Raw genomic sequence first — 26,329 nt, 5'->3', positions numbered from 1 at the left:
TAGCGCAGAATTGGGCTTAAGCGATCCGCCTAGATGTAAGAAGACCGCCTAATGGCGGTCTTCTTATCGGTAGGCTTACCAGATCCTGACTCTGTCCTCTGGCGCCAGATAGAGAGCATCTGTGGGTTTGACATCGAAGGCGCTATACCAGGCATCCAGATTGCGCACAGTCAGGGCCCGGTAGTTGCCGGGAGCATGACCATCGGTGGCAATACGTTGGCGCATGGCCTGATCTCGCATCTTGGTTGCCCAAGTTTGGGCATAACCGATAAAGAAACGTTGATCACCGCTAAAACCGCCAATAACAGGCGCTTCTTTGCCCTTGAGTGACGCCCGGTAAGCATCGTAAGCGGCAGCCAATCCGGCTACATCAGCGATATTCTCCCCCAGAGTCAGTTTGCCGTTGACATGCAAGTCGGGGAAAGGCGCATATTTGTCAAACTGCTTGGCCAGGGCGTCTCCTTGGGCGGCGAAATGCTCAAAGTCCGCCTGAGTCCACCAATTGCGCATAGCGCCGCTGGAATCGAAAGCCGCACCATTATTATCAAAGCTGTGGCTGATCTCATGGCCGATGACCGCCCCTATGGCACCATAGTTATAGGCATCGTCGGCAGTGGCATCAAAAAACGGCGGTTGCAGTATCCCGGCCGGGAAGTTGAGCGCATTTTGCACCGGCAGGTTTACCGCATTGACTATCTGGGCGTTCATCCACCATTCCCCTTTATCTTGGGGCTTGCCTATTTTGGCCAATTGATGAGCGTATTCGGCCTGTTCACCGGCCACGGCATTGGCATAAGCACTCTGCTCCACCTGATAATGGCTGTAATCACGCCAGTTATCCGGATAGCCCACACTCACCACCAGAGTATCAACCTTGGCCAGGGCTTCCTGTTTGGTGGCCGGTGCCAGCCAATCAATCGCCTCAACCCGGCCATGGAAGGCATCGACTATGTTATCCACCAACTCACTGACCTTGGCCTTGGCCGACGCAGGGAAATAACGGCTCACATAGGCGCGGCCAACAGCATCTCCCAGATAATTATCCAACGCCTCCAAGGCGCGCTTATCGCGGCTACGTTGCATAGGCGTGCCTGACAAGGTCGTGCCATAGAAGGCAAAGTGCGCCTGATCCAGCGCCGAAGGCAAGACATCTGTGTGGCTATTGATCTGGTGGAACAGCAACCAATCTTGCCAACTCGCCAGCGGCTCGGAAGCTACCAAGGCCGAGAGTGCGCGGATGGCGGGGCCATGATAAGCGGCAAAGCGTGGCTGCTGGCCAAGTTGCGCGGCCTCAAAGAATGCCTGCCAGTCGATACCCGGGGCCTTGGTGTCAAAGTCAGCCCGGCTCCAAACTGCGGATGATTTGGCAAAGTCTTCACTGTCTTCACGGCTGACGTGGGCGGCAGCTATTTTCAGCTCCAGCGCGAATATTCGCTCGGCCCGTTCACCGGCATTGTCTATGCCGGCGGTTTGCAACAAGGTCTCGACATAGTGACGATAAGCCTGTCGCAGTTGCTGCATCTTGGGATCGCCCGACAGATAATATTCCCGCTCCGGCAATCCCAGCCCGCCCTGCAACAGATAGGGCAATACCTCTCCCGGAGTCGCCAGCCCTTGGGTGACAAATACCCCCAGCAGATTCTCAGTGTGATAGTCGGTGGCATTAAGCGGGTCAACATCGGCCCGTAAACTGGCTCCCAAGGCCGCCGATAGCGCCTGTTTGGTTTTCAGGGCTGCTATCTGCTTTTGGTAATTCGCCAATGGCTGCAGGCCGGCTTTTTCGATGGCATCAGTATTGGTATAGGCCAGATAAAAATCGGCAATTCGCGCTTCATCACTACCGGCAGCATGGGGCTTGGCCACCAGCTCAGCAATCAATTCGGCCTTGTGCTGCTCGGTCGATTCAAAGGCCACCAGAAAAGACCCAGTTGAGGCTCGGTCGGCAGGTATCTTGGTATCCCGCATCCATTGACCATTGGCGTAATTGTAGAAGTCATCTCCTGGTTTAATACTGGTATCCATGGCCGCCAGACTGATGCCTATATTGGCCTCTCCCTGACTGGAAGTCACAGACGGCACCTTGGTTGAAGCTGTCTCTTGAGACTGGCAAGCGGCCAGGCCGCCGAGCAGGGCCGCGGCGGTAAACAGCGCGATTGCATTGGGCTTGAACATGCAAATTTCCTTGATCTTATTTATGGGGTTTCAGGCGTTTAATCTTCGAGTCTATCTCATTTCACCGCTTGGCGGCCAAGCAGAAAACTGTCACAAGATATGAGGCAGATTGCCCCCTGCGCATCCCTTAACCTCAAAAGCGTCTGAGGTAATTCCCACCCAAAAAGCGATAGGCAAAGGCGGATTTTTGGCTTATTGTGGAGAAGCTGTTCAGTATAGTGGTCAAGTAAAACTGGCTTAAGCGGTGGGAGAGGAACAAAGTATCATGCTGGTTGTCTTGACCATCCAATGAAACACCTTTCTGGACAAAAGCGTGATAGACAATTAGCTCTAATTCGTCAGTTTCGGATTAAAATTTATATGGGTAACGCCTTGCTCCGCGGAAGTTTAGGAGCGGAACGAGTAAACTTTCCGTAGCAGCAACTTGTTAGCTATGGGGCCTTTATTTCTCTTAACTTTGGCTGACGTTGAGCATTTTTTAAAATATCCATAGATTCACCGCAGCATCTTTCAAATAACTCATTTCGCCATTCAATTGAGTTAAAGTCTTTCGAGGCAGTTACTTCACTTCCATAAAGGTATCGATGTCCACGATATATTATACCAAAATTCTTTGCTGGGCCTTCACGATAGATGCCTACAAGTTGTGGGGCACCACCACTATATGGATCTTGCTTGGATTCAAGTGAGTCACAGAAGGCACTAAAAACATTTCTACTAGTTCTTCCTGATTGATGAGGATCTTGGCTAGGATTTCCAATCCATTGCTCATACCATGTCTTTAAAGAAGTCTTTCCACTACCGGCACGTGCTATTAATCCAGACCTTTCAGGTAATTCAATTTTATCAGCTCTAACCCCATCAGAAGTAACCTCAATTCTGGCAGCATGGAAACTAGACCTCATTCTATTCCCCAAGCGGGTTGCATATAAAATTTGACAAATTCCTCTATGAGCCTTTGGCATCAGACTGAGATTCCTTTCAATCTCGTGTCTGATCTTTTCAATTTTTATTTCTATATCGTCATTTTCACAGAGTAAAAATCCATTATCAATATGCTCAATTAACTGACCTAATATCTGTATAGGGAACGAAACTGAGCCGCAATAGCCAAATACTTCAGGGAAATTTCTTGAAGCAAACAACTTCCGGCCTACGTCCCAAGTATCCTTTTTACCCCAGGAAATTCGACTATCGCTAGCAATATAAATCGATGCTGGGCCATGTGTATCGATACCAGCCCATGAAAATAGTGTTGTCATCTATGAATCTCTTGGCATAAGTAGTAGTCTTTGTTCATCCGTGGTGATCATCACCATAACTGAGCAACCCCGGGCCCCTCCACCAAAAACGTTATGGGGGGGACAGGTAGAGAACATTTCCCCAGGTAAAACTGGGGAAGTCCCGGTTCGCAGAGTTTCTTTTTGTTAGCTATTCTCTGCATGGACAATAAACCTCGAGCGCTCTTGAGGCCATCGAATGTGATTATCTCAACGCCATTGAGGCTGCTACACGGGCAAACATACGTAGGTCCGCTCTTGGACAAAGTAAGTTAACTCACAAAATTTCTACACTAACTCTTTGATAATTTTAAACTGCTGTAAGAACTCAGGAATTTTTACCAAACCTTCTTTCCAATACTGGCTGGACTTCAACATTTTATTGGCTAGTTCTGAAGTTAAATACTCATAGTTTTTCACAAGTTTATCGGTGCCGATAGGAGAGCTTTTATCTGACGACAGCTTCGCTGCATATACTTTAATGTGCTGACGCATTTCAAATTTTGCGGTTTCCGGAACTTCTTCTTCTACGGCACAAAAATCCAAAAAATCACTTATTTCGGTTTCTGTCTCATTGCATAGCGCAAGTATTCCCTCAAGATCAGCAACACAGCAAAAGTGGATGTTTTTCAGAGGTATCCTACCAGCAACAGCTTCATCTATTCGTTGTCTATACTCTTGCCCTAAATAAGAGGCGAGCTTAACACCGTTACCAAGGTAGAAATCTTGATGAGTAACAATGAGGGCATATCTATCGTTAAAGTCTGCAAGTTTATCAAAACCAACATCACTCAACTTAGCTGCACACTCACTTGCTTGCTTAATACCTTTTAGATGAGTATCCCTTAATTTGTCCTTTATTATATGACTCTGATCAGTAACAAGTACTTTTTGGTTTGGTTCAACGCCCTTTGCATCAATAAATACCGAAGTTCCGTTTCGTTGATGTAAGAAGTCGACAACTTTGCCTTGTATTTTGTTATTTTTATAAATAACCTTCAGTTGATCTTCTCGTGTGATATCGAAACCATATGCATTAAATACATATGCTAAATAATCTTCAAACTCTTTAGTAAACTTGTCTCGAAAACCTTCCGAGTCAGCCGTTTTAAGGGTTCTGAGGACAAACTCACTCAATCCTATACTTGCAACATATGGATGAACGGTTGATATACCTTCAGCTAAAATAAGAATTGGTTTCTCAAGCAATAGTGGTTCAGAAAAATATTCTTCTGCTCTTATATCTCCACCCCCTCTAATTTCAAACTTTCGACATTTCATCAATTGTTGCAATTGCTGAAAGTTGGCTCCAACTAAACTGAGGTACTGCTTTATTAGTGTGACAGGATATTCCGGCGAAAGCTTTGGTAAAAACTCTTCGTATTTGATGACTGGTTTTTTGGAACTATAAAATATAGAAAAGAAAAAAACTGACAAAACAAAAAAGTCTTCCAACTCAATTTCTGTCTGAGCTTTGAAGCTATCTCGAAAAGATCGACTTGCGCTTTCATGACACATGATTGTGAACAATCTGACCAAAAAATAGCTATGTACTATCTGGTTAGTTTGGAATCTGAGTTGTGTTAATATAAATGCCCTTAAAGACAGCCAAATATTATCCTCATCGGCAAAATTGGTAGCCTTTCCTTGTAATGCCCAAATTTTATTCAATATTTTCCAAACATCTTTTTCAGTCGCAGGAATTGCGCTTTGATTGGGCTCTAGTTCTAATGTCCACTCCAGCATTAAACAGACAGTCCAAGGTCGACCTAATGCACTAGACTCACCCGGATAAACGGTATGTAGCCGAGTCAGTAAGTGCTGTACAACAGACGCTTTTGTGTAACGTTTTATTAAATTCCTGATCTTCTGAGAGTCTCTACTAAATGACATCAAATATCCTTAGTTATTGAATCGACATTGGCCCAATAGACACTCTGGATCATTACAAAAATTTGGTCAACTAGCTAGTGACATGCTGAACTTGTTAGGTGATACGTAACACTGAATGGGGCATAAACGTGTTAGAAGAGGCTGTGTATCGATGAGTCGATAAACAAAGGCCAGAGAACAATGCTCTGGCCTCTCAGTTTTTCTACAGTCAGTGTGTAGGTGGGTTTTCTACATTAACCCCTCATAGTAACAAACTCTTCTGCGCCCGTTGGATGGATAGCGACTACGGCATCGAAGTCAGCCTTGGTGGCGCCCATCTTGATGGCAACGCCAAAGCCCTGAAGGATTTCATCCATGCCAAAGCCGATACCATGGATCCCGACGACTTTTTCATCGGCGCCGGCACAAACCAGCTTCATCTTACAAGCCTGACGGTGCGCAGTAACCGCAGTGTACATGGAGGTAAAGGATGAAGTGTAGACCTTAACCTGATCCTCACCGAAGCGCTCTTTGGCCTCGGGCTCTGTCAGCCCCATGGTGCCAATTGGCGGGTGGCTGAAGACCACAGTCGGGATGCAGTCATAGTCCATCTTGGCGTCCGGCATGGCGCCAAAGAGACGCTCTGACAGCAAGCGACCCGCCTTAACAGCAACCGGTGTCAGCTCCACTCCGCCCGCCATGATGTCACCAACACAGTAAACCCCTTTGGCGCTGGTGTTTTGCTGGGCATCTGTTATCACGTATCCCTTGGGATCCAACTGCACATCGGTATTTTCAAGGCCGATATTGCCTGTGGCCGGTGCCCGACCTATGGCCCAGATCAGGCAGTCCACTGTGTACTCTTCAGCGTTTTCCAGCACCAGAGTCAGGCTGCCATCGGCATTTTTACGCACTTCCTTGGGAATACTCTGGGTATGCAGCGAAGGCCCTTCGCTGGCCATGGACTCCATCAGTGTTTCATAGAGCATGGGGTCGAAGTTACGCAGCGGCGCATGTTTGCGTACAAACAGATGGGTTTCACTGCCCAAGGCATGCAATACACCGGCAATTTCCACCGCGATATAACCGGCACCCACGACAGCTACCCGCTTGGGCTGTTCACGCAGGGCAAAGAAACCGTCCGAGTCTATGCCATGTTCTGCCCCGGGAATGTCGGGGATGCTGGGCGCGCCACCGGTAGCTATCAGAATATGCTCGGCACTGTAGTGTTCACCGTCGACCTCAATGGTGTGGTTATCAACAAAGCGGCCATAGCCGTTAACCACAGTGACCTTGTTGTTGGCCAGACCGCGTTCATAGGAGCCATGGATCCGTTCGATATAGGCTTCACGACTGGCCACCAAAGTGTTCCAGTCAAACTGGTTGACGCTGACATCAAAACCATAATCTTTGGCATAGAGATGCATGGCTTCGGCCACTTGGGCGCCATACCACATGACCTTCTTGGGCACACAGCCGACGTTGACGCAGGTACCACCCAGGTGTTTGGCTTCAATCAGCAACACCTTGGCGCCACGCATGGCGGCCCTGTTGGCTGACGCAATACCACCGCTGCCCGCACCCAGGCAGATATAGTCAAAATGTTGTGCCATGTTTATCTCCGTCGATTGATACAGATTCTTTCGCCCAACAGGGCGACCTCCCGTCTGGCGGGATACTTGTGAGCCATTGTAGGGGGATTCAGATCAAGTGACCAGACCAGAGTCTGCCGGTAAAAATTTCAGTGATACAAGGTGCAGCGCGAATAATCCTGGGTCTCAGGCCCTGAACCCGAGCACTTGAGGCAACGAAACTGCTGTTGATGCTCGCCGAGTTCAGCCTGCAAAAATCTGGCAGTGTGGGAATCTTTTTGCCTGAGGCGCCGCTCCAGCTCTGTCATTCGCTTATCCAACCAGCGACAACTGGGATCATCGGCTACTTGGCGGCGAGGCTTGGATGCCTTCTTTTTTCGGGATTTCGTTGGTTTACTGTCGCGCGAAGTCTTGGGCAAGGGCGCAGACTCATATTCAAGTGCGGCTTCAAACTGCTGTGGAATGGCAATAGGATTGCCCTCGCTGTCGAGCACTAACCCCAGAGGGAGCGAACCAGGCTCTTTGTCCGAGTTGCTGAGTTGCTTATCTATTAAGGGCTCTGAACTCGACACTAGCTTCAGGTCTGGATTCAGGTCTGAGCTTGATTCGACCTGGGATTCAGCCAATGGGGCGACTCCCAACCAAAGGAGCAGGCAGCAAAGCCCGCCGATTCTGTAGATTAACATTCCCTGTACTCCCGCATCGGTCCTTCGACGCTGTTTGTCTTCACATCAGAGTCTAGAAGCTGCGGTGAATGTTAGCCAGTTTAAAACTGCCACTCCAGATGCAAGCCGGCATAAGACTGATCCAGGTCGCCATGCCAATCCTCCTCTTGCGCCTGCTGCTTGATATCATCCTCCGCTATGCTGTGACTCAAATGCAAGGAGGCCACCAAAGAAGAGGTTAATGAGTAGCATGCCTCTACACCAAGCTGCAGATGATTGGGGCCATCATGAGTCTGGCTGGCATAACCAAAGTCGAATCCCTGGGTCACATAGGGGGTAAGAGTCAGTTGCTCGTTCACTTGCCAATGGCTGTGCAGACTCAACTCAACAAAATAACCAGAGGCTTCAGTAGCATAGGTATAGTTAATCGATGGTGTCAGCCAGCTCAGCCCCTGATAGGCGAGATAGGCGTACACCTCATTGTCATGGGCGCGCTCATCACCGTAAAACTCCAGTCGCTGCATGCCGACACCGGCTTCCACTGATTCGAGTGGGTTGAAACAGTATTCCACCCCGGCATTGAGCTCGGCGTAGTTCACACTGTCGGCTCGGCCAAACAACACGAAGGCCCCCAGGCCATCACGGCTATGGTGAATGCCACTCCAGGCAATCCCGCCCGCAGACAAGTTGTCACGCCCCTCGGAAACATAGCGGCTGTCCCACCCCAGCATGAGTTGGGTTTCAGTGGCCTCATCGGCCAATAATGGATTGCAGCACAGGAGTGTCAGCAACAAGAGCGGATAGCGCATAAAACGTACCAAACTTACAAAGTAAAGTTTATTTTATTCCACCACCCTATTATGTAAATGATAACGAATCGTGTTTTAGATCCAGTTATCATTTATGATTTTTTTGTGCATTGACGGTAGGCTCTCTTCCTCGGCAGCAGTGACTCGTAACTTACGGGTATTTCACTGCCGAGTTTGGCGGCTATGTTTCACATCTGTGCCACTGCTATGGCACCAATCGCTTTTATCACCTTGATAAATCAAAGCGGAACCCTTATCTATTAGCCACGCCCCTGAATATTCGCCGCCATGGCGGCAAGACCAGGCATCCAATGCAGGCCCTATGGCCCACGCCCAAAGAGAGGACAGACAATGACCAATCCGCTGCTGACAGCACAGGAGCTGCCGCCCTTTTCCAGTATCAAGGCCGAGCACATTCAACCGGCGGTCGAACAGGCCATAGCCAAATGCCGCGATAAGATAGAAGCCGTGCTGGCCGCAGGAGGCCCCTACACTTGGGAGAACCTGGTGGCCCCCCTGGAACAGGTGGACGATGAGCTGAGCCAGATCTGGTCGCCGATTTCCCATATGAATTCTGTACTCAGCAATGAAGAGTGGCGCGCCGCGCACGATGCCTGCCTGCCATTGTTGTCTGAGTACAGCACCTTTGTCGGCCAACATCAGGGCCTGTATCAGGCCTATAAAGAGCTCAAGGCATCGGCGGAATTTGCCCAGCTCAGCCAGGCACAACAGACTGTGATAGGACATAGCCTGAGAGACTTCGAACTGTCGGGAATAGGTCTGAACGATGAACAAAAAGCCCGCTATGGAGAGATTGTAAAGCGCCTGTCCGAACTCAGCAGCACCTATTCCAATCAACTGCTAGATGCCACACATGCCTGGAGCAAGCTGGTTACCGATGAAGCCGAATTGGCCGGTCTGCCAGAGTCTGCCATTGCTGCCGCCAAGGCGATGGCCGAGGCCAAAGAACAGCAAGGTTGGCTATTCACCCTGGATTTTCCATCCTATCTACCGGTCATGACCTACAGCGACAACCGCAGTCTGCGTGAAGAGTGCTACCGCGCCTTTGTTACCCGCGCTTCGGATCAAGGCCCCAATGCCGGTGAGTTCGACAACGGCCCGCTGATGGACGAGATCCTGAGCCTGCGCCATGAGTTGGCACAATTACTGGGCTTTGATACCTATGCCGATAAGTCCCTGGCCACCAAGATGGCGCAATCGCCCGAGCAGGTTATCGCCTTCCTCAATGAGCTGGCACTGCGCTCCAAGTCTCAAGCCAAGGCCGAGTTGGCCGAACTCAAGGAGTTTGCCAAGGAGCATTATGGTGTAACCGAGTTGGCGGCCTGGGATCTGAGTTACTACGGCGAAAAACTCAAGCAGCACAAGTATGAGATATCTCAGGAAGAGCTACGTCCCTTCTTCCCCGAAGACAAGGTGCTCAGCGGCCTGTTCTACACCATCAAGCGCTTGTTCGGTATGGAGGTCAAAGAGCAGCAGGATTTCGACAAGTGGCATAAAGATGTGCGCTTTTTCCACATCCTGGATGCCGAGGGCGAACACAGAGGCAGCTTCTATCTGGACCTCTATGCCCGAGAAGGCAAGCGGGGCGGCGCCTGGATGAATGATTGCCGAACCCGGCGGATGACGGCCACAGGCCTGCAAAAGCCGGTAGCCTACCTCACCTGTAACTTCAATCGCCCTGTGGGTGACAAGCCGGCGCTGTTTACCCATGACGAAGTCACTACCCTGTTCCACGAATTTGGTCATGGTATTCACCATATGCTGACCCGCATCGATGTCGGCGGGGTTTCCGGTATCAACGGCGTACCTTGGGATGCCGTGGAGCTGCCAAGCCAGTTTATGGAGAACTGGTGTTGGGCCGAAGAGGCGCTGGCGGAGATCTCCGGCCATTATCAGACCGGGGAGCCGCTGCCCAAGGCGATGCTGAACAAGATGCTGGCCGCCAAGAACTTCCAGTCCGGCATGATGATGCTGCGGCAACTGGAGTTTTCTCTGTTCGACTTCCGCCTGCATCAGGAGTTTGATCCGGCCAAGGGCGCCCATATTCAACAGATGTTGGGTGAGGTTCGACGCCAGGTGGCAGTGGTCACACCGCCTGAATTCAACCGCTTCCAGAACGGTTTCGCCCATATCTTTGCCGGAGGTTATGCCGCCGGCTACTACAGCTACAAGTGGGCCGAGGTGTTGTCTGCCGATGCCTTCTCACGCTTCGAGGAGGAAGGTATTTTCAACGAGAGCACAGGACGCGACTTCCTGCACAACATACTTGAGATGGGCGGCAGTGAAGAGCCTATGGTGCTATTTACCCGCTTCCGTGGCCGCGAGCCCAGCATAGACGCACTGCTGCGTCACTCAGGGATCCAAGCCTGAGGCAGAAGCAATTGATTAGGCGCCTGCGGGCGCCTTTTTTGTGAGCCAGTTCTCGCTTGCCGTCTGGTATGACCTTTGATAGCCTTTAATTCCTCTCAACTCTTGGACCCTTTGATGAACCTCTACTTTCGCCTGTTTTGGCTGCTGCTCTGGCGAGTACGCCGGGCAAACGATATCGGTTTTCTCGGCACCAGCCGCATCCGTTATCGGGCTTTACCGAGTGACTGTGACATCAACCTACACCTGACCAACTCCCGCTACCCGGCATTTATGGATCTGGCCCGCACTTATATGATGGCCGAAATGGGCTTGCTGAAGCGCTTTCTAAAACTGAAATGGATGCCGATAGTCAATGCTGCCGAGTTCACCTATGTAAGGGATATCAGGCCATTACAGCAGTTTGAAATTGCCTCTCGCGTGGTTGGCTGGGATGAAAAGTATTTCTACATAGAGCAGCGTTTCCTGTCGGACAGAGGCCTGCATGCCATAGTGCATGTCAGAGGTTTGTTCGTCTGCAAACGCAAGCCGGTACCCACGGAAAACCTGTTGACGGAAGCCGGGTTCGATGAGACCACGCCCGAGTTACCGGCAGAAATCATCAAGTGGAAGTCGTTCCTGGATCTCAAAAAGGCCCGCAACAGCTGAATTCTTGCTCAGGGGATGGGCCTGAGCCCGCTGCTGGCCTCCTCCTGAGCCAGAGTCACTTCATCCTGCACCAACATCCAGGAACCCCGCAATTGCGCCTGCAGCCAGTAGCGCCCCAAATGCTGGTAGTCCAGTAAGTTAAAACTGCGCTGCAGGTAACCAAGACAAGGGATTAAGGCACAATCGGCCAAAGTGAACCCATCTCCGCAAAGCCAATGATGCTCAACCAGGCGTAAGTCCAACGCCCGCAGGCAAAGTCTGAGACGGTTTTCAATTTGACGCTGCACCAGAGGAAGTTGCTGCTCTTCCGGTAAGCTATATTGCTGCTCCAGCTGATAGAGACTGTTGTTGAGGTCGTTATCGGCAATTCTGTCATAGAGACGCACTTGCAGATTGAGCTCGGGCTCCTTGGGCAACAGCCGGGTGCCGGCGTCCATTTTATTGTCCAGATACTCTATAATAATGCTGGATTCAGACAACAGGCTGCCGTCCTGACACACCAAGAGTGGCAGCTTACCGGATGGATAGAAATGCAGATAGTGTTGGCGCTCCAATGGATCCTGCAGATCCGTTACCCGGGGAAAGAAGTTTGCCTGCTTTTCATAAAGTGCCAGCAGCACCTTTTGCGAATAACGCGACAATGGATGGTAGTAAAGCTCCATAGACAGGGATCCCCATGGTTACCAACTTTAACTTTAGTTGCTGGCTACCGCTTAGGGAAGGCGTGAACAGTTACCATGAGTGCTGCAAGGAATTATCCACCCTCTGTTTGACCCAACTTCTGCTTGAGAAAGTCCAACATGACCCTGACCCTGGGTGGCATCCCCTCACGGTAAGGGTGAATGGCATAGATACCGCCCTCACGCAGATGATAATCCGGTAACAGACGTTCCAGCGCTCCCGAGTCCAATTGCCTTTGCAACAGATGATCCGGCAAGGTGGCTATGCCAAGCCCCTGAGCAGCCAGAGCCGCGATGGCATTGGTACTGTTGCAGCTGATAAAGGGGGTAACCCTAATACGAAACTGTTCGCCCTGACTATTGTGCAAAGTACAGCTGCGAGGCAAATGACTCGATGCATGCATCAGCCATTGGTGATGATGCAGGTTATCCGGATGCAGCGGCTTGCCGTGGCGACTGAGATACTCGGGCGAAGCCACCAGATACTCTTCGAAGTCGCCCAATTTTATCGCCTTGAATTCAGAATCTTCCGGCCAGCCGGCCTGAATGGCGATATCTATCTTATGCTCCAGCAGATTGAGCTTATTGTCCTCAAGCAACAGTGTCAGCCGGATATGGGGGAAGCGCTGGTGAAACTCGCCCATCAAGGGCAGCAGTGACAGTTCACCGACCCCCACAGGTGCCGTGATCCGCAAGCTGCCATGTAGCTGTTCATCACTGGGGCGAGTCACGGCCTCGGCTTGCTTGGCCAGCTGCAACAACTCGGCACAATAGTGATAGAACTGCTGACCATCTTCACTCAAGCCTATCTTGCGCGTGGTTCTGTGCAATAAACGGCTGCCAAGACGCTGTTCCAGTTTCTTCAAATGTTGACTCACCATGGAGCGGCTGATCCCCAGCACTTCTGCGGCCGCCGTTAACGATCCCTGTTCCACTACAGTGGCGAATACCAACATACGATAGAGTTGTGCCGCATCCATCTCTCACCTTTGTTTAATTTCAATAACCAAAGTGATAAGTAAAGCACTCATTATCAATTTTTGCCACGGGGATACACTGATGCCATAAACCTACTGGAGTAAAAAACATGATCCTTATCTTAGGTGCATCCGGCCAATTGGGCCGTCTGGTCAGCCAAGCCTTATTGGCAAAAGTTCCTGCCAAACAGTTGAGATTGGCAAGTCGCCACCCCGAACAATTGAACGAGTTTGCTGATGTAGAGAAGGCCTTTGCCGATTACAGTGACCCGGCTTCACTCTCGAAAGCCATGCAGGGCGTCAAACGCCTGTTATTGATCTCGGGTGACGCACCCAATGATCAGAGACTGCAGCAGCACATGAATGTGCTCAGCGCCGCCAAGGCCGCCGCTGTCGAACAATTGGTTTATACCAGTTTCCAATTGGCGACCCTGGACTCGGCATTCGACTTTGCCCGCACCCATGCAGCGACAGAAGCAGCAATAGTTCACTCAGGTGTGCCTTACACCTTGGTGCGTAACGGTCCCTATGCCGAATTGCAGTTGGCTGGGTTGGAGCACACTCTGGCAACAGAAACCATGCTCAATGCCGGTGAAAATGGTTTGTTTGCCCCTGTGTGGAAGGCCGATCTGGCAGAGGCCATCGCCGGCATTCTCTCATCGGAATCGCCTGTAAGCAGCCATCTTGGGCAAACCTATACCCTGACAGGCCCGGAACTGTTGAACCAGGCCCAGGTGGCACAATACCTGTCGCAGGTGAGTGGCAAAAACATTCGGCTGCAAAACATTTCAGTCGCAGAGCTGGAGCAGATTTTCCTCGGGATCGGCCTCCCCGGTTTTATGGCCAAGGCGTTTGCCAACAACTCCAAGGCGATAGCCGATGGTGAATATCAGCAGCAAAGCGCAGATCTGGAACGTCTGCTGGGGCGCCCAGGGCATTCACTTAAGGCCCTGTTTGAACAGAGCCTCACTCGATCCTGATACCCGATATCGCGTGCCACAGTCCCTCCCTTTGCCTGGGAGGGGCTGTGATGGTTAATCATCATTGATCACTCCCATCTTTATCCCGATTGGTATTACACTGGTGCAGCAGTAATTGAATCAAAAGGGAAAGCACATGAGCAAGCCGGAAGATTTTGCCACCATCTATGCCAGAGCCTGCGAGCGCAAAGGCGGCGCCGAGCGACTGGAGAGCCTGTTACCCAGAGTCTGTTCCACGGAAGAATTGCTGGAATATACAGATGCCGAGTTGCTTTCAGCACTCAGCAAACAGGTATTTCAGAGCGGCTTTGTCTGGAAGGTAGTGGAACACAAATGGCCGGTCTATGAAGAGGCCTTCTTTGGCTTTGAACCCATGAAAGTGTTGATGCTCTCCCCTGAGCAGTTGCAGGCCAGAGGTGAGGACAGTCGCCTCATTCGCCACCAGAAAAAGACCCAGGCCATTTATGATAACGCGCTCATGGTGCAGGATATTGCCAGAGAACACGGCAGCCTGGCCCGATATATCGCCCTCTGGCCGGTGGAGGAGATCACCTCACTGTGGCAGGAACTCAAACGCCGTGGTGCACGCTTGGGTGGCAATACCGGCCCCTATTTTCTGCGTGGCATAGGTAAAGACAGCTTCCTGTTGACCGCTGATGTTCAAAACTATCTCAAGAGTCACAAACTGGTGGACGCAGGCTTCAGCTCAAAGAGCGGCTTGGCCCAGGTACAAGCTGTATTCAATCATTGGCAACAGAGCTGCGGCAGGAGCATGGCCGCCATCAGCCGTATCTTGGCTTGTAGCACAGGGGACAATCGTATCTGAGGCCTGAGATAAATTTGTCTTGAATATAGACAAAAAACAGTTGCAATCGAAAATGAGAACCATTATCATTTGTTCTGCGTTCCAAAACTCATCCTTAACTGAGAGTCAGTTAACCGCTAGTCGACTGAGATTTGCTTGAAGTTATGGTGTTCCTGAGTTTGCAAAGCACGACATTGCTCACACACTCTTTTAGGCCGGGTTAATTACCCGGCCCTTTTTTTGGCTGATTCTTATTGTCAGAGCTTTACGCTCCTCCTCTCCGCCAACTATTTTCATCCCTCGCCGCTGTTTTTAAATTTTGATGCCCCTCTCTAACAAACCAATGTAGAGGGAGTCAGGCACTAAGGAAGGTGCAGCCATCTGGATTAAGCCCCAAAACTACCAATGACTACCGGCCTGCACCTTAGATTTAAACTAATTTAAAATTAATAAGTTAGGTAGATTTTCGGGTCGGACATCCAAGAAAGGAGGAATAGCACTGGAAAATTTTATCGCCAAAGGTCAAAAAATAGTTGCAAACATAAATGAGAACGATTATCGTTAACTTGCGTTCCAAAACTCATCCTTAGCTTTAGGCCCGCAGTACCCGCTGAGAGTTATGGTGTTCCTGAGTTTGCAAAGCACGACATTGCTCACACACTCTTTGTGGCCGGGTTAATTACCCGGCTCTTTTTTTGTTTTTTCACGCCAAGCCAAGAACCTACCCGAACAGCAAACCATCATAGGGGCCTGACTGATCCTCTTTGGCCATATGGTAAATACTGACAGTAAACAGCGTCCCCTTACCTACAGTCGAACTGACCTCTATGGTGCCGCCTATGCGTTTGATAATACCGTAGCTCAGCGACAAGCCCAGCCCGGTACCATCCTTACGGGTGGTATAGAAGGGATCGAATATCCGGCTCAACTGCTCTTGCGGGATCCCAGAACCTTCATCTTCAATCTCTATCTTGATCCCCACAGGTTCGTCCTGTTCCACCCAGTCATAGGTGCGGATCCAGATCCGCCCCTTGCCATCCATAGCATGAGCGGCGTTGACCACCAGATTGATCAGCACCTGCAGCAGTTGCGGACGATTCACCTGCACCGGATAACTGGCGTTCAGCTCAGGCAACAACACCACTTCCTGCTTACCCAATGAGTGACGTACCAACAGCTGCATCTCTTCGATAATAGGTGTGATTTGATGCATCTCCAGCGGCGCATTGAACTCGCCGGGACGGCTGTACTGCAGCAAGCTGCGGATAATAGTGCTGATACGCCCCACCTGCTGGATGATCAGATCTATCTCCTCTTCGACCAGCTCGGCGTTATCCCCAAGCTCCACCCGCAGCAGTTCCATATTGCCAAGGATTACGGCGGTAGGGTTGTTGATCTCGTGGGCAATCCCAGCGGTCAACTCCCCAAGGGCTGTCAGCTTTTCATTGGTCACCAACTGCTGACGGGTTTCGTTCAGTAATTGCACGTTGCGCTGCAGCTCTTCGGTTTTTTCCTGCAGGCTACGGGTGCGTTCCTCGACCTTCATCTCCAGTTGCTCGGCCGCCGCTTGAATTTGCGCATTGCGGCGCTGCAATAAATCGAGCATGCGGTCGAACTGCTCGGCCAGGTTGGCCAGCTCATTGTCTCTGTCCAGTCCCAGCTCGCCGATACGCAGATTACGCCCGGACTGCACCGCCTTAACCACTTGGTGAATACGTTCAATCGGTTGCAACAAACTGTAAGCGCCGCGATAAACCAAGAGTCCGGAAACCAGCAACACCAACATCAAAATGGTGCCCAACTCTATGATATTAAGCAGATAGTTGTGGATAAAAGGCGACTCGGAAAACCCGGAATAGATCATGCCTATCCGCTGGCCTCGAATATCAGTCAGCGGCGCATAGGCCGAGATAAACCAGTCGTTGTAAACAAAGGCTCTATCGACCCAGAGTTGGCCCTTGACCAACACCTGCTGACGTACCTCCTCGGACACCAGAGTGCCCAATGCCCGGCCACGATTTTCATCCTCTTTGGGGAAGAAATGCAGAGGCACATTGGTGCTGATGCGGATATTGTCGAGGAAGATGGTCACAGTGCCTATGGAACGCTCAGGCAGTGTGCCCTTGTCATAGACCAGATCGCGAATATGGTCGACGATGCGAGTATTGCGATTAAACAGGATCCCGCCATCCAGATACCAGCCGACCTTGCCGTTTTCATCGGCTACCGGCAGCAGGCTGCGGCTGAGCATGCCCCGCTCTTCCACTTCTCTGTCGGGATTTTGTGCCCTTAAGGTCATTTTCACCGGGATCTTGGCACGCTCGGCCAACTCGGGATCGATTCGTGCCAACCGCGAGGAGGAGAGCACCATCAGCCCTGAATAGGCGCTTTGCCCCTGAACCAAGGGCAGCATCTGCCGCAAGTCAGGATCGGCCGCAGCATCGGCAATTCTGACCAAACGCAGAAAATCGAGATCCAACGCCTTGCGCTGTTGATCCAGAAAAGCATTGAGATCTTTCTGCTTCTGCTGTTCACCTTCGAGTATCGAACGAAAATGGGTCTGGAAATCGAAGGACTGCATCACATGTTCGAGCTGCTTTTCCTGACGCTCCTGCACCGCAGCCAGCGTGTTGTTGGCCACTGTCAGGTCGGCCTTGACCTTCATAAACAGCTGTTTGCCTGTGTAGCTGATGTTCCAGTATATGGTGATAAACACCAAGCTCACCAACGTCAGCAAGATAGGCAACAGAGTCAGGATCAGAATGCGATAACGCACCTTTGCCTGCAGCTGCTGCCAGCTCAGGCCAAAGAGCCGTTTGAACAGTGACAAGCTCAGACCTCCGACTCGCAGTCAAACCACTCTTTATATTTACGATCCAGTGTTTTACGAGACACTCCCAGCACCCGGGCTGCCGCCGACTTATTGCCGCCGTGGGAGTCAACCACGGCCGTGACATGGTCTTTTTCCACATCCTTGAGCGCCCAGTCGTGGGGATAGCCAGGCTGGGCATTCAGCTCGGCCTTGGGCTGTTCTTTCCAGTATTCCGCCGGTGGTTTACCCAGCAGAATGCAGCGCTCTATCATGTTACGCAATTCGCGGATATTCCCAGGCCACTGATGTTGCTGCAGTTTGAGCAGGTCCTCATGGCTCCAGACCACCTCTTTCACCCCGAGCTCTGCAGCCAACTGGCGGGTAAAGTGATGGGTCAATTCCACCACATCATCCGGTCTTTCCCGTAATGGCGGGATCACTATGTCGAGCACATTGAGACGGTAGAAGAGGTCGCGGCGGAAATGCCCGGCTTCCACTTCATCGGCCAGCTTACGGTTGGTTGCCGCTATCACCCGGACATCAATATTAACTTCTTTTTCACTGCCAACCGGACGAATCGCCTTTTGCTCCAACACCCGCAGCAAGGCCGTCTGCATTTTCAGCGGCATTTCCCCGATCTCATCGAGGAAAATGGTGCCTCCGGAGGCAAAGCTGAATAGACCTTCGCGATTGCCCTTGGCACCGGTAAAAGAGCCAGCGGTATGACCAAAGAGTTCACTCTCCAGCAGCTCGGGAGCGATGGCACCACAGTTAACAGGTACAAAGGGCCCCTGACGACCACTGAGCAGGTGAAGTTGCCTGGCCACCAGCTCCTTGCCCGTGCCGGACTCACCTTCGATAAGCACTACGGCATTGGTTGGTGCCACCCGCTCTATCACCCGCTTGACCTCCATCATGGCATCACTGTTGCCTATGATGGTGGAGGAGTAGCCGCTGGACACTTCCCGGCGCAGCATCAGGTTTTCCCGCTTCAGCAAGCGTCGCTCGATGCAGCGATCGACCGCCTTCATCATCTGCTCCAGATGGAAAGGCTTCATGATGAAGTCGGAAGCACCGGCCCTAAGTGCCTGAATCGCCACTTCCATATCGGCATAGCCAGTCATAAAGATGATGTCGGAGCGCCGCTCCTGATCATCCAGCGCCTCACGCCACTCAATACCTGAGCGGCCGGGCAGACGTATATCCACAATCAGCAGATCGAAGTGACAACGGCTGCGCAGTTGTTCGGCTTCTTCTATGCTGGCAGCGGTTTCTACCAGGGCAAATTTCTTTGCCAGCGCTTTGTTGAGGAAACTGCGCATACCGGGCTCGTCGTCGACGATCAACACGGACACGGCAGAAGGCATTGGCTTAGACTTAAGTGGCTTTTCTATCTGGCTCATATTGTCGGCTTCAGGACATTTTGACTCAATTGAAATAGATTCTATCATTGATACGGTAAAAATTGGTCACTATGAACCAGAGAAAAAGCCGGTTGGGACAATTTGTCTGATACTTATTTACCAAGCTTGGGATCCAGTTCACATATTGGATCCCTCAATATCGGTTTATAGCAAACATTCGTTTTTGGCACCCAAATTGCTTTAATGGGTGCGAGTACAAGGCCGTGGCCCGCAGGCTTATGGGTTAGGCCCACTTATTAAAATCACGCCAAGGAGCAATAATGTTGAACTTGAAACAACTGCTGGGTCTTGCCATTGCGGCAGGCCTGATGATCTCTGCCCCGGCTTCCGCTCAGGAAACCATCAAGCTGGCCACTACCACCAGTACTGAAAACTCAGGTCTGCTGGGTTACCTGCTGCCAAAATTTGAATCTGAATCAGGCTATAAGGTACAAGTGATTGCCACAGGTACAGGTAAGGCTCTGAAACTGGGTTCCCAGGGTGATGTGGATCTGGTGATGACTCACGCTCCCGGCGCAGAAGCCAAGTTCGTCGCCGACGGTTTCGGTGTTGAGCCTCGCGGCATCATGGAAAACGACTTTGTTATCCTTGGCCCCAAGAACGACCCAGCCAAGGCCCGTGACAGCAAAAATGCCGAAGAAGCCTTCGCCAAAATCGCCAAGTCAGGCATCCCTTTCGTATCCCGTGGTGATGACTCAGGTACTCACAAGAAAGAGCTGATCATCTGGAAAGCCGCCAACGTGACTCCAGACTTCAAAGGTTACACCTCTGTAGGTCAAGGTATGGGCAAAACCCTGCTGATGGCCAACGAACTGCAAGGTTACACTCTGTCTGACCGTGGTACTTTCGTGGCTTACAAAGCCAAACTGGACCTGGGCATCGACTTCGACGGCGGTGCCACTCTGGCCAACCCTTACCAGGTTATCCTGATCAACCCTGCCAAATACCCTGATCTGAATCACAAAGGTGCACGTGCCTTCAGTGATTGGTTGATTAGCAAAGAAGCACAAAGCATGATCAACAGCTATAAAGTTCAAGGCGAACAACTGTTCAAGGCAACTTACGGCAAATGAGTGAAGGCTGGTTAGCCCTTATACAGCAGGCCCTAGGCCTGCTGTTTTCCAGAGACCCCGAAGTCTGGTCTATTATCTCCGTCTCTTTCTCGGTATCTTTCGCAGCGCTGCTGATCACCTTGCTGCCGTCCATGATACTGGGGTTCGCCCTGGCGTTTGTGCAATTCCCCGGCCGCTGGCTGGTGACCAATCTGGTGCAAACCCTGCAATCCATTCCCACTGTGGTGGTAGGCCTGTTGGCCTATTTACTGCTGACCCGTAACGGTGCTCTGGGTGATCTTCGCTGGCTCTTTACCCAGAAGGGGATGATCCTCGGGCAGATGATGATCTGCGCCCCAGTACTGATAGCCATGAGCCATGCCGCCTTCACCAGTGTAGACCGCCGCGCCTGGGAAACCAGCCGAACTCTGGGCGCCAGCTGGACCTCGGCCATCTGGGTGGTTTGCCGCGAGCTGAGAGTACCTCTGTTACTGGCGATTATCGCCGCGTTTTCCCGTATCATTACTGAAGTCGGCTGTTCCATGATGGTTGGTGGCAACATAGCCCATGTCACCCGTAACATTCCCACCGCGATTTCACTGGAAACCAGTAAAGGCGACTTTGCCCAGGCGATAGCCCTTGGCTTGGTGCTGCTGGTGCTGGCACTGATACTGAATTTTGCTCTGGGTACTCTGCGTGGCAGGGCCAATCCCAGAAGCCATTAGGACGCTTGATGATAAAGCTGATAGCCCAAGATCTTGAGATGCGTTTTGGTGAACGCCTGTTATTTCGCACCCGGCAACTGGAGTTTTGCCAGGGCGAGGTCATCTATCTGCAAGGTGACAATGGCTGCGGTAAAACCACTCTGATGAAGTTGCTTGCCGGTTTACTCAAACCCAGTGCCGGTACCATCTATACCCAAGGATTTCCGCCTGCGCCCTGGTGGCGACGCGATACCTTGCTCGGCAAGGCTATTTACCTGCATCAGCACCCGTACCTGTTTGAAGGCAATGTCAGCTACAATCTGCAACTGGCGCAGAAATACAGCAGCCTGGATAAGACCGAACAGCACACTAGGATGCAAAGCGCGATAGAACATGCCCAGTTGGGGAAACTGCTCAAGACCAACGCCTCAACTCTGTCCGGCGGTGAACGGCAACGGCTGGCACTGGCCAGAGCCTGGCTGTTGAAACCCAAGTTACTCATGCTCGATGAACCCATATCCAATATGGACAGGGCATCGCAGCAAACCGTTTTTGCTATGATTGCCGAATTAAAGCAACAAGGTACAGGACTGCTTATCAGTAGCCACCAGCACTCAGAACTAACGGCACTTTGTCATCAACATTGGCATATAGAATCACAACAACTGACAACCTCAGCCAATTTGACCCTGGCCACGGAAGAACTGCAGGAGAACAACTATGTCGCAGCGCATTGATGCGGTGATACTCGCCGGAGGCATGGCAAGGCGTATGGGCGGAGAAGACAAAGGCCTGGTGGACCTGCTGGGGCGCCCCATGATTGCCCATGTTATCGACAGGGTAAAACCTCAGGTGAATCAGATCCTGATCAACGCCAACCGCAATCAAACACGTTATGCTGAGTTCGGTTTTCCTGTCATTGCCGACCTGGAACAGGGTTATCCCGGGCCGTTGGCGGGAATGATCAGCGCCCTGGATAAGACAAATGCCGATCTGCTGTTGGTGGTGCCCTGCGACTGCCCTTTGCTGCCCAAAGACCTGGTCGAGCGTATGGCGCAAAAGCTGCAGGCGTCAGAGGCGGCTCTCGCCGTGGCATCCGACGGCGAGCGGGAGCAGCCGGTGGTTATGCTGCTCAAACCGACGGTGAGGGATTCGATGCAGGCCTTTCTCGATTCCGGCAGGCGCCGTATCGATCTCTGGTACAGTGAACACCCGGTAGTGGTTGAATCATTCGCCGATCAACCCAGCGCCTTTATTAACGTCAATACCAACGAACAAAAACAACAACTCGCGGCGGAAATATCCCAAGCTTAAGAGGTTTTTATGAGCACTGTCTTTACCAATCCCCTGTCCATTCCCGTGTTGGGCTTCTGTGCCTACAGCGGCACAGGCAAGACCACACTGTTGAAGCAGTTGATCCCTGAGCTGAATCGTCGTGGTTTGAGACTGGCAGTGATCAAACACGCCCATCACAACTTTGATATTGATGAGCCGGGCAAAGACAGTTATGAGATGCGCAAAGCAGGCGCCAGACAGATGTTGGTGGCCTCCCACGTGCGTTGGGCCCTGATGACTGAAGATCCGCTGGACAGAGATCCGGACCTGCTGCATCTACTCGGCCAGTTGGAACAGGACAAGGCCGATCTGGTGTTGGTGGAAGGCTTCAAGAAACTGGCGCTGCCCAAGATTGAATTACACAGAGCCGCCCATGGCAAACCCTTTATCCATACCGAGGATCCCAATATCCTCGCAATAGCCTGCTGTGATGAAACCAAGCTGCCGGGAGAGATCCGCCGCCTGGATCTCAACAATGTGGCGCAAATTGCTGATTTTGTGCAGCAGTATGTCCGCGATTATCGCCCCGAATCCAAGCCCTCTGCAGCAAGAGCCCTGCCCTTGAGCGCCTGTGAGCTCGGCAGTGAACAGAATCTGTCGGTACGTCAGGGCATCGACCATATCCTGGAGCAAGTCAAACCCGTCACAGAGACGGAACTGTTGACGCTCGATGAAGCCGACAATCGTATTCTGGCCCAAGATGCTATCTCGCCGGTGAACGTACCGCAGCAGACCAACTCGGCAATGGATGGTTACGCCTTCGCGTTTCAAGACAACATGTCACAACCCTTTGAGCTGAAAGGAGAAGTGCTGGCCGGCCATCAATATTCTGGCCAGTTGCAGCCGGGTGAAGCGGTACGAATTATGACAGGTGCGCCGGTTCCTCTGGGTGCAGATACCATTCAACCCAGAGAGCTTGCCACCGAAACCGATGGCAAGGTCAGCTTCAGTGGCAAAATCTATCGCGGCCAGCACGTGCGTCTGGCGGGTGAAGATATAGCCCAAGGCGCCGTTGCCCTCGGCAGTGGCACTCGTTTGGGCGCTGCCGAGCAAGGCCTGCTGGCTTCGCTGGGGCTGTTTGAGATGCCCCTCAAGCGCCGCCCCAGAATTGCCGTATTCTCCACCGGCGATGAAGTCAGCCAACCTGGCACTGAGCTCAAGGCCAACTGCATCTACGACTCCAACCGCTATACCATCAAGGCGATGGCCAAACGTCTGGGCTGTGAAGTGCTGGACTTGGGGATCATCGAAGACTCGGAAGCGGTTCTGAGCCAAACATTGAGCCAGGCGGCGACTCAGGCCGATGTGATCATCAGCTCGGGCGGGGTGTCTGTCGGCAATGCCGACTATATCAAGACAGTGCTGGCCAAGCTGGGGGAAATCAACTTCTGGCGCATCAATATGCGCCCGGGACGCCCCTTGGCGTTCGGTAAGATAGACCAAACATTGTTCTTCGGCTTGCCCGGCAATCCTGTGGCCGTGATGGTCTCTTTCCTGATGTTTGTTCAACCGGCATTGCGTAAACTGGCCGGCGAACCAAGCTGGCAGCCAAGACTTTTGCCGGCGATTGCCGATGAAGCCATGCGCAGCCGCAGCGGCCGCACCGAATTCAGCCGCGGCATCATGACCCTGGGAGATGACGGCCAATTGCACGTACGCACGACCGGTGCCCAGGGCTCAGGCATGCTCAGCTCCATGGTCAAGGCCAACTGTTTGGTGATTATCGGCGAGGCAGATGAACGCATAGAGGCGGGTGAAACCGTCTATGTACACCCTTTTGCAGACCTGCTCTGAGCCTGCCCTTGAACAGCCTGAGTGACGGCTTTGGCCGCAAAATAGAATATCTGCGCCTCTCCATTACCGACAGGTGTGATTTTCGCTGCATCTATTGCATGAGTGAAGATCCCTGTTTTCTGGAGCGGGAACAGGTATTGAGCCTGGAGGAGCTGGCCTTTATCGGCCGCGCCTTTACCGAGCTTGGCGTCAGCAAGATACGCCTCACCGGCGGCGAACCCTTGGTACGCAGCGATTGTGACCGCTTGGTGGCGCAGCTGGCGGCACTACCCGGGCTCAAGGATCTTTCCATGACCAGCAACGGCTCCAGGCTGGCTAAGCTGGCTCCGGCGCTTAAAGCTGCCGGATTGAACCGCCTCAATATCAGCCTGGATACCCTAAAGAGCGAACTCTTCACCACCCTGACCCGCAACGGCAAGCTGGAGCGGGTGCTCAAGGGCATAGATGCTGCCAAGGCGGCCGGCTTTGACAGGATCAAGATCAACGCCGTGATCCTCAAGGGCCGCAACGAAAACGAAATTATCGATCTGCTGGAATATTGCCGTCAAAAGCAGCTGGACATCGCCTTTATCGAAGAGATGCCTCTGGGTGTTATGGAAGAGCGTTCTCTGCCAAGACACATGAGCAGCAGTGATGTCAGGGAAATTATCAATCAACGCTGGCCACTAAGCCTGTCATCCAAGCGTACCGGCGGCCCGGCACGTTACTACAGCATGGCCGACAGCCCTATCCATATAGGTTTTATTTCACCCCACAGCCATAACTTTTGCCATGAGTGCAACCGGGTCAGAGTCACGGCCGAAGGCCGCTTGCTACTGTGCCTGGGGAATGAACACTCGCTGGATCTGAAGCAGATCATCCGCAGCCATCCTGGTGATATAGACGTATTGAAGCAGGCTATCTTCGAGGCAATTCAGCGCAAGCCCAAAGAGCATCACTTCGACGATCCCAATCAGGTGCAGATCCTGAGGTTTATGAACAGCACAGGTGGCTGATACCTGCCACCGTGCTACACTGGCGATTCGATCTCAACCAAACATTCTTGCCCATGGCACTGACCCGCAAACAGTGGAATAACATCATTATTCTGGCCTCCATTCTGATGGTGTCGGTACTGACCTTGCTGGATAAACGCATGAACTCAGTGCCCGATACCCGCGAGCTGTTTGACAGCCATACTGAACTGCAGCAGCTGCAACTGGGCGGGATCTGGTTGGCACAGGCCGCCAATGGTCAATGGCAGTGTGATCCCAAGGTGCTCAATTGCGCCGACTGGAGTCAAGCCTGGCTCAGCATTCGGGTATCACCATTGGCAAGTAAACCTGAACTCACCCAAGATGAGCGGCCACGAGAGTTGCTGCTGAAAGTCAGCGGCGCTGCCGAGCCACAACTTTGGCTGTTCTATCCCCATCAGGGACTGCTTAAATCTGCCGCCGGGAACTGGTATCTTATTCCCCCCAGCCTCAGAAGTGGTGTTGTACCTCTGCTGAGTGTATCCACAAGCTGATAGAGCAGAGAGCCTTATGCCAGAATTGCCGGAAGTGGAAGTGACCCGCCTCGGGGTTGCGCCGTATCTTGTTGATCAGACCGTCAGTAACCTTATCGTTCGTAATCCTTCACTGCGTTGGCCGGTACCCGAAACGGCCCGCAATATCATAGGACAGACCATCAGAGCCGTGCGCCGCCGCGCCAAATACCTACTGCTGGATACAGATGCCGGTACCTGCATAGTGCATCTTGGGATGTCCGGTAGCCTGCGGATTTTGCCCCGTAGCACACCGGCGGAGAAACACGATCATATAGATCTGGAGCTGGAAAACGGCCGGGTGCTGAGGTTCAACGATCCGCGCAGATTCGGTGCCTGGCTCTGGTGCGAGTTGCCGGAAACGGCACATCCTCTGCTGGCCAAACTGGGCCCCGAACCTTTAACGGATGCCTTCAATGTCGAGCAACTGCACGCGGCGCTCAAAGGTAAGAAGAAGGCGATAAAACTCTGTCTGATGGACAATGCCATTGTGGTGGGTGTCGGTAATATCTATGCCAACGAAGCCCTGTTTGCCGCAGGGATCCACCCGCAGGCCGAGGCTGGTAAAGTGGATAAAGAGCGGCTGACAGTGCTGGTCGCCGAGATAAAGCTGATCCTGGCCCAGGCCATCAAACAGGGCGGCACCACACTGAAAGACTTCACCAATGCCGAAGGTAAACCGGGTTACTTTGCCCAGAAGCTGCATGTCTATGGCCGCGGTGGGGAAACCTGTACCCAATGCGGCCATCTGTTATCCGAAATACGCCTGGGACAGCGCACCACAGTGTTTTGCAGCCTGTGCCAGACACGCTGAA

The 26,329-nt window shown here is 52.1% G+C and carries 22 protein-coding genes; 12 read left to right on the top strand and 10 right to left on the bottom strand.

The genetic code is table 11. From position 1 onward, the window contains the following. Positions 1-75: 75 nt before the first annotated feature. The 6 genes from N512_RS0111210 to N512_RS0111180 all read right to left on the bottom strand — a co-directional run bounded on the left by N512_RS0111210 (position 76) and on the right by N512_RS0111180 (position 8,390). Positions 76-2,172, bottom strand: coding sequence for a M13 family metallopeptidase (locus N512_RS0111210; protein WP_037474818.1), 2,097 nt, complete (start codon positions 2,170-2,172; stop codon positions 76-78). A 431-nt stretch (positions 2,173-2,603) separates the two neighbouring features. Beyond that, positions 2,604-3,434 (bottom strand): hypothetical protein, encoded by an 831-nt coding sequence (locus N512_RS24360; protein ID WP_156029175.1) that lies wholly within the window; start codon positions 3,432-3,434, stop codon positions 2,604-2,606. Positions 3,435-3,740: 306 nt separating this feature from the next. Beyond that, complete coding sequence (gapS1, locus tag N512_RS0111195) at positions 3,741-5,345, bottom strand: GapS1 family protein (protein ID WP_028780395.1); 1,605 nt, start codon at positions 5,343-5,345, stop codon at positions 3,741-3,743. Positions 5,346-5,578: 233 nt separating this feature from the next. Then, on the bottom strand, positions 5,579-6,937 hold the full coding sequence (gene gorA, locus N512_RS0111190) for a glutathione-disulfide reductase (protein ID WP_028780394.1): 1,359 nt from the start codon (positions 6,935-6,937) through the stop codon (positions 5,579-5,581). A 128-nt stretch (positions 6,938-7,065) separates the two neighbouring features. Then, positions 7,066-7,602: a hypothetical protein gene (locus N512_RS22850; protein WP_051472767.1), complete on the bottom strand. Its 537-nt coding sequence runs from the start codon at positions 7,600-7,602 to the stop codon at positions 7,066-7,068. 80 nt (positions 7,603-7,682) lie between these two features. Then, positions 7,683-8,390, bottom strand: coding sequence for a hypothetical protein (locus N512_RS0111180; protein ID WP_037474815.1), 708 nt, complete (start codon positions 8,388-8,390; stop codon positions 7,683-7,685). A 351-nt stretch (positions 8,391-8,741) separates the two neighbouring features. Between N512_RS0111180 and prlC the strand changes: the two genes are divergently transcribed. Both prlC and N512_RS0111170 read left to right on the top strand, forming a co-directional pair. Further along, complete coding sequence (gene prlC, locus N512_RS0111175) at positions 8,742-10,781, top strand: oligopeptidase A (protein ID WP_028780392.1); 2,040 nt, start codon at positions 8,742-8,744, stop codon at positions 10,779-10,781. A gap of 114 nt (positions 10,782-10,895) precedes the next feature. Further along, entirely contained in the window at positions 10,896-11,426 is a 531-nt protein-coding gene (locus tag N512_RS0111170) for a thioesterase family protein (RefSeq protein ID WP_025009092.1), read from the top strand. 8 nt (positions 11,427-11,434) lie between these two features. Here N512_RS0111170 and N512_RS0111165 read toward each other — a convergent pair whose 3' ends face one another. Then, positions 11,435-12,088, bottom strand: coding sequence for a glutathione S-transferase family protein (locus N512_RS0111165; RefSeq protein ID WP_028780391.1), 654 nt, complete (start codon positions 12,086-12,088; stop codon positions 11,435-11,437). Positions 12,089-12,180: 92 nt separating this feature from the next. Further along, the gene (locus N512_RS0111160; RefSeq protein WP_028780390.1) at positions 12,181-13,086 is read right to left on the bottom strand and encodes a LysR family transcriptional regulator; all 906 of its coding nucleotides are present in this window, start codon (positions 13,084-13,086) and stop codon (positions 12,181-12,183) included. A gap of 107 nt (positions 13,087-13,193) precedes the next feature. Here N512_RS0111160 and N512_RS22845 point away from each other — a divergent pair, with 107 nt between their 5' ends. Both N512_RS22845 and N512_RS0111150 read left to right on the top strand, forming a co-directional pair. Then, entirely contained in the window at positions 13,194-14,063 is an 870-nt protein-coding gene (locus N512_RS22845) for an NAD(P)H-binding protein (protein WP_051472766.1), read from the top strand. Between the two features lie 136 nt (positions 14,064-14,199). Continuing rightward, the gene (locus tag N512_RS0111150; RefSeq protein ID WP_028780389.1) at positions 14,200-14,889 is read left to right on the top strand and encodes a DNA-3-methyladenine glycosylase I; all 690 of its coding nucleotides are present in this window, start codon (positions 14,200-14,202) and stop codon (positions 14,887-14,889) included. A gap of 700 nt (positions 14,890-15,589) precedes the next feature. On the opposite strand, the gene N512_RS0111145 is transcribed toward N512_RS0111150, so the two are convergent. Continuing rightward, positions 15,590-17,698, bottom strand: coding sequence for a sensor histidine kinase (locus N512_RS0111145; RefSeq protein WP_028780388.1), 2,109 nt, complete (start codon positions 17,696-17,698; stop codon positions 15,590-15,592). A gap of 2 nt (positions 17,699-17,700) precedes the next feature. Continuing rightward, complete coding sequence (locus tag N512_RS0111140; protein WP_025009087.1) at positions 17,701-19,083, bottom strand: sigma-54-dependent transcriptional regulator; 1,383 nt, start codon at positions 19,081-19,083, stop codon at positions 17,701-17,703. A gap of 281 nt (positions 19,084-19,364) precedes the next feature. Between N512_RS0111140 and N512_RS0111135 the strand changes: the two genes are divergently transcribed. From N512_RS0111135 to mutM, 8 genes are read left to right on the top strand one after another with little or no spacing between them, the layout of a single operon-like run. Continuing rightward, positions 19,365-20,177, top strand: a complete 813-nt coding sequence (locus tag N512_RS0111135) for a substrate-binding domain-containing protein (RefSeq protein WP_025009086.1) — start codon at positions 19,365-19,367, stop codon at positions 20,175-20,177. After that, positions 20,174-20,881 (top strand): ABC transporter permease, encoded by a 708-nt coding sequence (locus N512_RS0111130; RefSeq protein ID WP_025009085.1) that lies wholly within the window; start codon positions 20,174-20,176, stop codon positions 20,879-20,881. Before N512_RS0111135 ends, N512_RS0111130 begins: the two co-directional genes overlap by 4 nt. Positions 20,882-20,889: 8 nt before the next feature. Beyond that, on the top strand, positions 20,890-21,597 hold the full coding sequence (locus N512_RS0111125; protein WP_028780387.1) for an ABC transporter ATP-binding protein: 708 nt from the start codon (positions 20,890-20,892) through the stop codon (positions 21,595-21,597). After that, a complete protein-coding gene (gene mobA, locus N512_RS0111120; protein ID WP_028780386.1) occupies positions 21,581-22,174 on the top strand; it encodes a molybdenum cofactor guanylyltransferase MobA in 594 nt (197 codons plus the stop codon). Before N512_RS0111125 ends, mobA begins: the two co-directional genes overlap by 17 nt. Positions 22,175-22,183: 9 nt before the next feature. Beyond that, positions 22,184-23,989: a bifunctional molybdopterin-guanine dinucleotide biosynthesis adaptor protein MobB/molybdopterin molybdotransferase MoeA gene (locus N512_RS0111115; protein ID WP_028780385.1), complete on the top strand. Its 1,806-nt coding sequence runs from the start codon at positions 22,184-22,186 to the stop codon at positions 23,987-23,989. 8 nt (positions 23,990-23,997) lie between these two features. Beyond that, entirely contained in the window at positions 23,998-24,984 is a 987-nt protein-coding gene (moaA, locus tag N512_RS0111110; RefSeq protein WP_028780384.1) for a GTP 3',8-cyclase MoaA, read from the top strand. 53 nt (positions 24,985-25,037) lie between these two features. Then, positions 25,038-25,496 (top strand): hypothetical protein, encoded by a 459-nt coding sequence (locus N512_RS0111105; protein ID WP_028780383.1) that lies wholly within the window; start codon positions 25,038-25,040, stop codon positions 25,494-25,496. Between the two features lie 16 nt (positions 25,497-25,512). Beyond that, positions 25,513-26,328 (top strand): bifunctional DNA-formamidopyrimidine glycosylase/DNA-(apurinic or apyrimidinic site) lyase, encoded by an 816-nt coding sequence (mutM, locus tag N512_RS0111100; RefSeq protein ID WP_028780382.1) that lies wholly within the window; start codon positions 25,513-25,515, stop codon positions 26,326-26,328. Position 26,329 lies beyond the last annotated feature (1 nt).

The sequence above is a fragment of the Shewanella sp. 38A_GOM-205m genome, from assembly GCF_000518445.1.
GTDB classification, from domain to species: domain Bacteria; phylum Pseudomonadota; class Gammaproteobacteria; order Enterobacterales; family Shewanellaceae; genus Shewanella; species Shewanella algae.
The sequence above is the reverse complement of the archived record's forward strand: the minus strand, read 5'-3'. Positions and strand labels throughout refer to the sequence as shown.

Coding starts and splice junctions, on each gene's coding strand:
- N512_RS22850 (WP_051472767.1), bottom strand. CDS start 7,602: ATGTTAATCTACAGAATCGGCGGGCTTTGCTGCCTGCTCCTTTGGTTG.
- N512_RS0111105 (WP_028780383.1), top strand. CDS start 25,038: ATGGCACTGACCCGCAAACAGTGGAATAACATCATTATTCTGGCCTCC.
- N512_RS24360 (WP_156029175.1), bottom strand. CDS start 3,434: ATGACAACACTATTTTCATGGGCTGGTATCGATACACATGGCCCAGCA.
- prlC (WP_028780392.1), top strand. CDS start 8,742: ATGACCAATCCGCTGCTGACAGCACAGGAGCTGCCGCCCTTTTCCAGT.
- N512_RS0111150 (WP_028780389.1), top strand. CDS start 14,200: ATGAGCAAGCCGGAAGATTTTGCCACCATCTATGCCAGAGCCTGCGAG.
- N512_RS0111130 (WP_025009085.1), top strand. CDS start 20,174: ATGAGTGAAGGCTGGTTAGCCCTTATACAGCAGGCCCTAGGCCTGCTG.
- N512_RS0111115 (WP_028780385.1), top strand. CDS start 22,184: ATGAGCACTGTCTTTACCAATCCCCTGTCCATTCCCGTGTTGGGCTTC.
- N512_RS0111135 (WP_025009086.1), top strand. CDS start 19,365: ATGTTGAACTTGAAACAACTGCTGGGTCTTGCCATTGCGGCAGGCCTG.
- N512_RS0111160 (WP_028780390.1), bottom strand. CDS start 13,086: ATGGATGCGGCACAACTCTATCGTATGTTGGTATTCGCCACTGTAGTG.
- N512_RS0111210 (WP_037474818.1), bottom strand. CDS start 2,172: ATGTTCAAGCCCAATGCAATCGCGCTGTTTACCGCCGCGGCCCTGCTC.
- N512_RS0111180 (WP_037474815.1), bottom strand. CDS start 8,390: ATGCGCTATCCGCTCTTGTTGCTGACACTCCTGTGCTGCAATCCATTA.
- N512_RS0111125 (WP_028780387.1), top strand. CDS start 20,890: ATGATAAAGCTGATAGCCCAAGATCTTGAGATGCGTTTTGGTGAACGC.
- N512_RS0111165 (WP_028780391.1), bottom strand. CDS start 12,088: ATGGAGCTTTACTACCATCCATTGTCGCGTTATTCGCAAAAGGTGCTG.
- N512_RS0111140 (WP_025009087.1), bottom strand. CDS start 19,083: ATGAGCCAGATAGAAAAGCCACTTAAGTCTAAGCCAATGCCTTCTGCC.
- mutM (WP_028780382.1), top strand. CDS start 25,513: ATGCCAGAATTGCCGGAAGTGGAAGTGACCCGCCTCGGGGTTGCGCCG.
- gapS1 (WP_028780395.1), bottom strand. CDS start 5,345: ATGTCATTTAGTAGAGACTCTCAGAAGATCAGGAATTTAATAAAACGT.
- mobA (WP_028780386.1), top strand. CDS start 21,581: ATGTCGCAGCGCATTGATGCGGTGATACTCGCCGGAGGCATGGCAAGG.
- gorA (WP_028780394.1), bottom strand. CDS start 6,937: ATGGCACAACATTTTGACTATATCTGCCTGGGTGCGGGCAGCGGTGGT.
- N512_RS0111170 (WP_025009092.1), top strand. CDS start 10,896: ATGAACCTCTACTTTCGCCTGTTTTGGCTGCTGCTCTGGCGAGTACGC.
- N512_RS22845 (WP_051472766.1), top strand. CDS start 13,194: ATGATCCTTATCTTAGGTGCATCCGGCCAATTGGGCCGTCTGGTCAGC.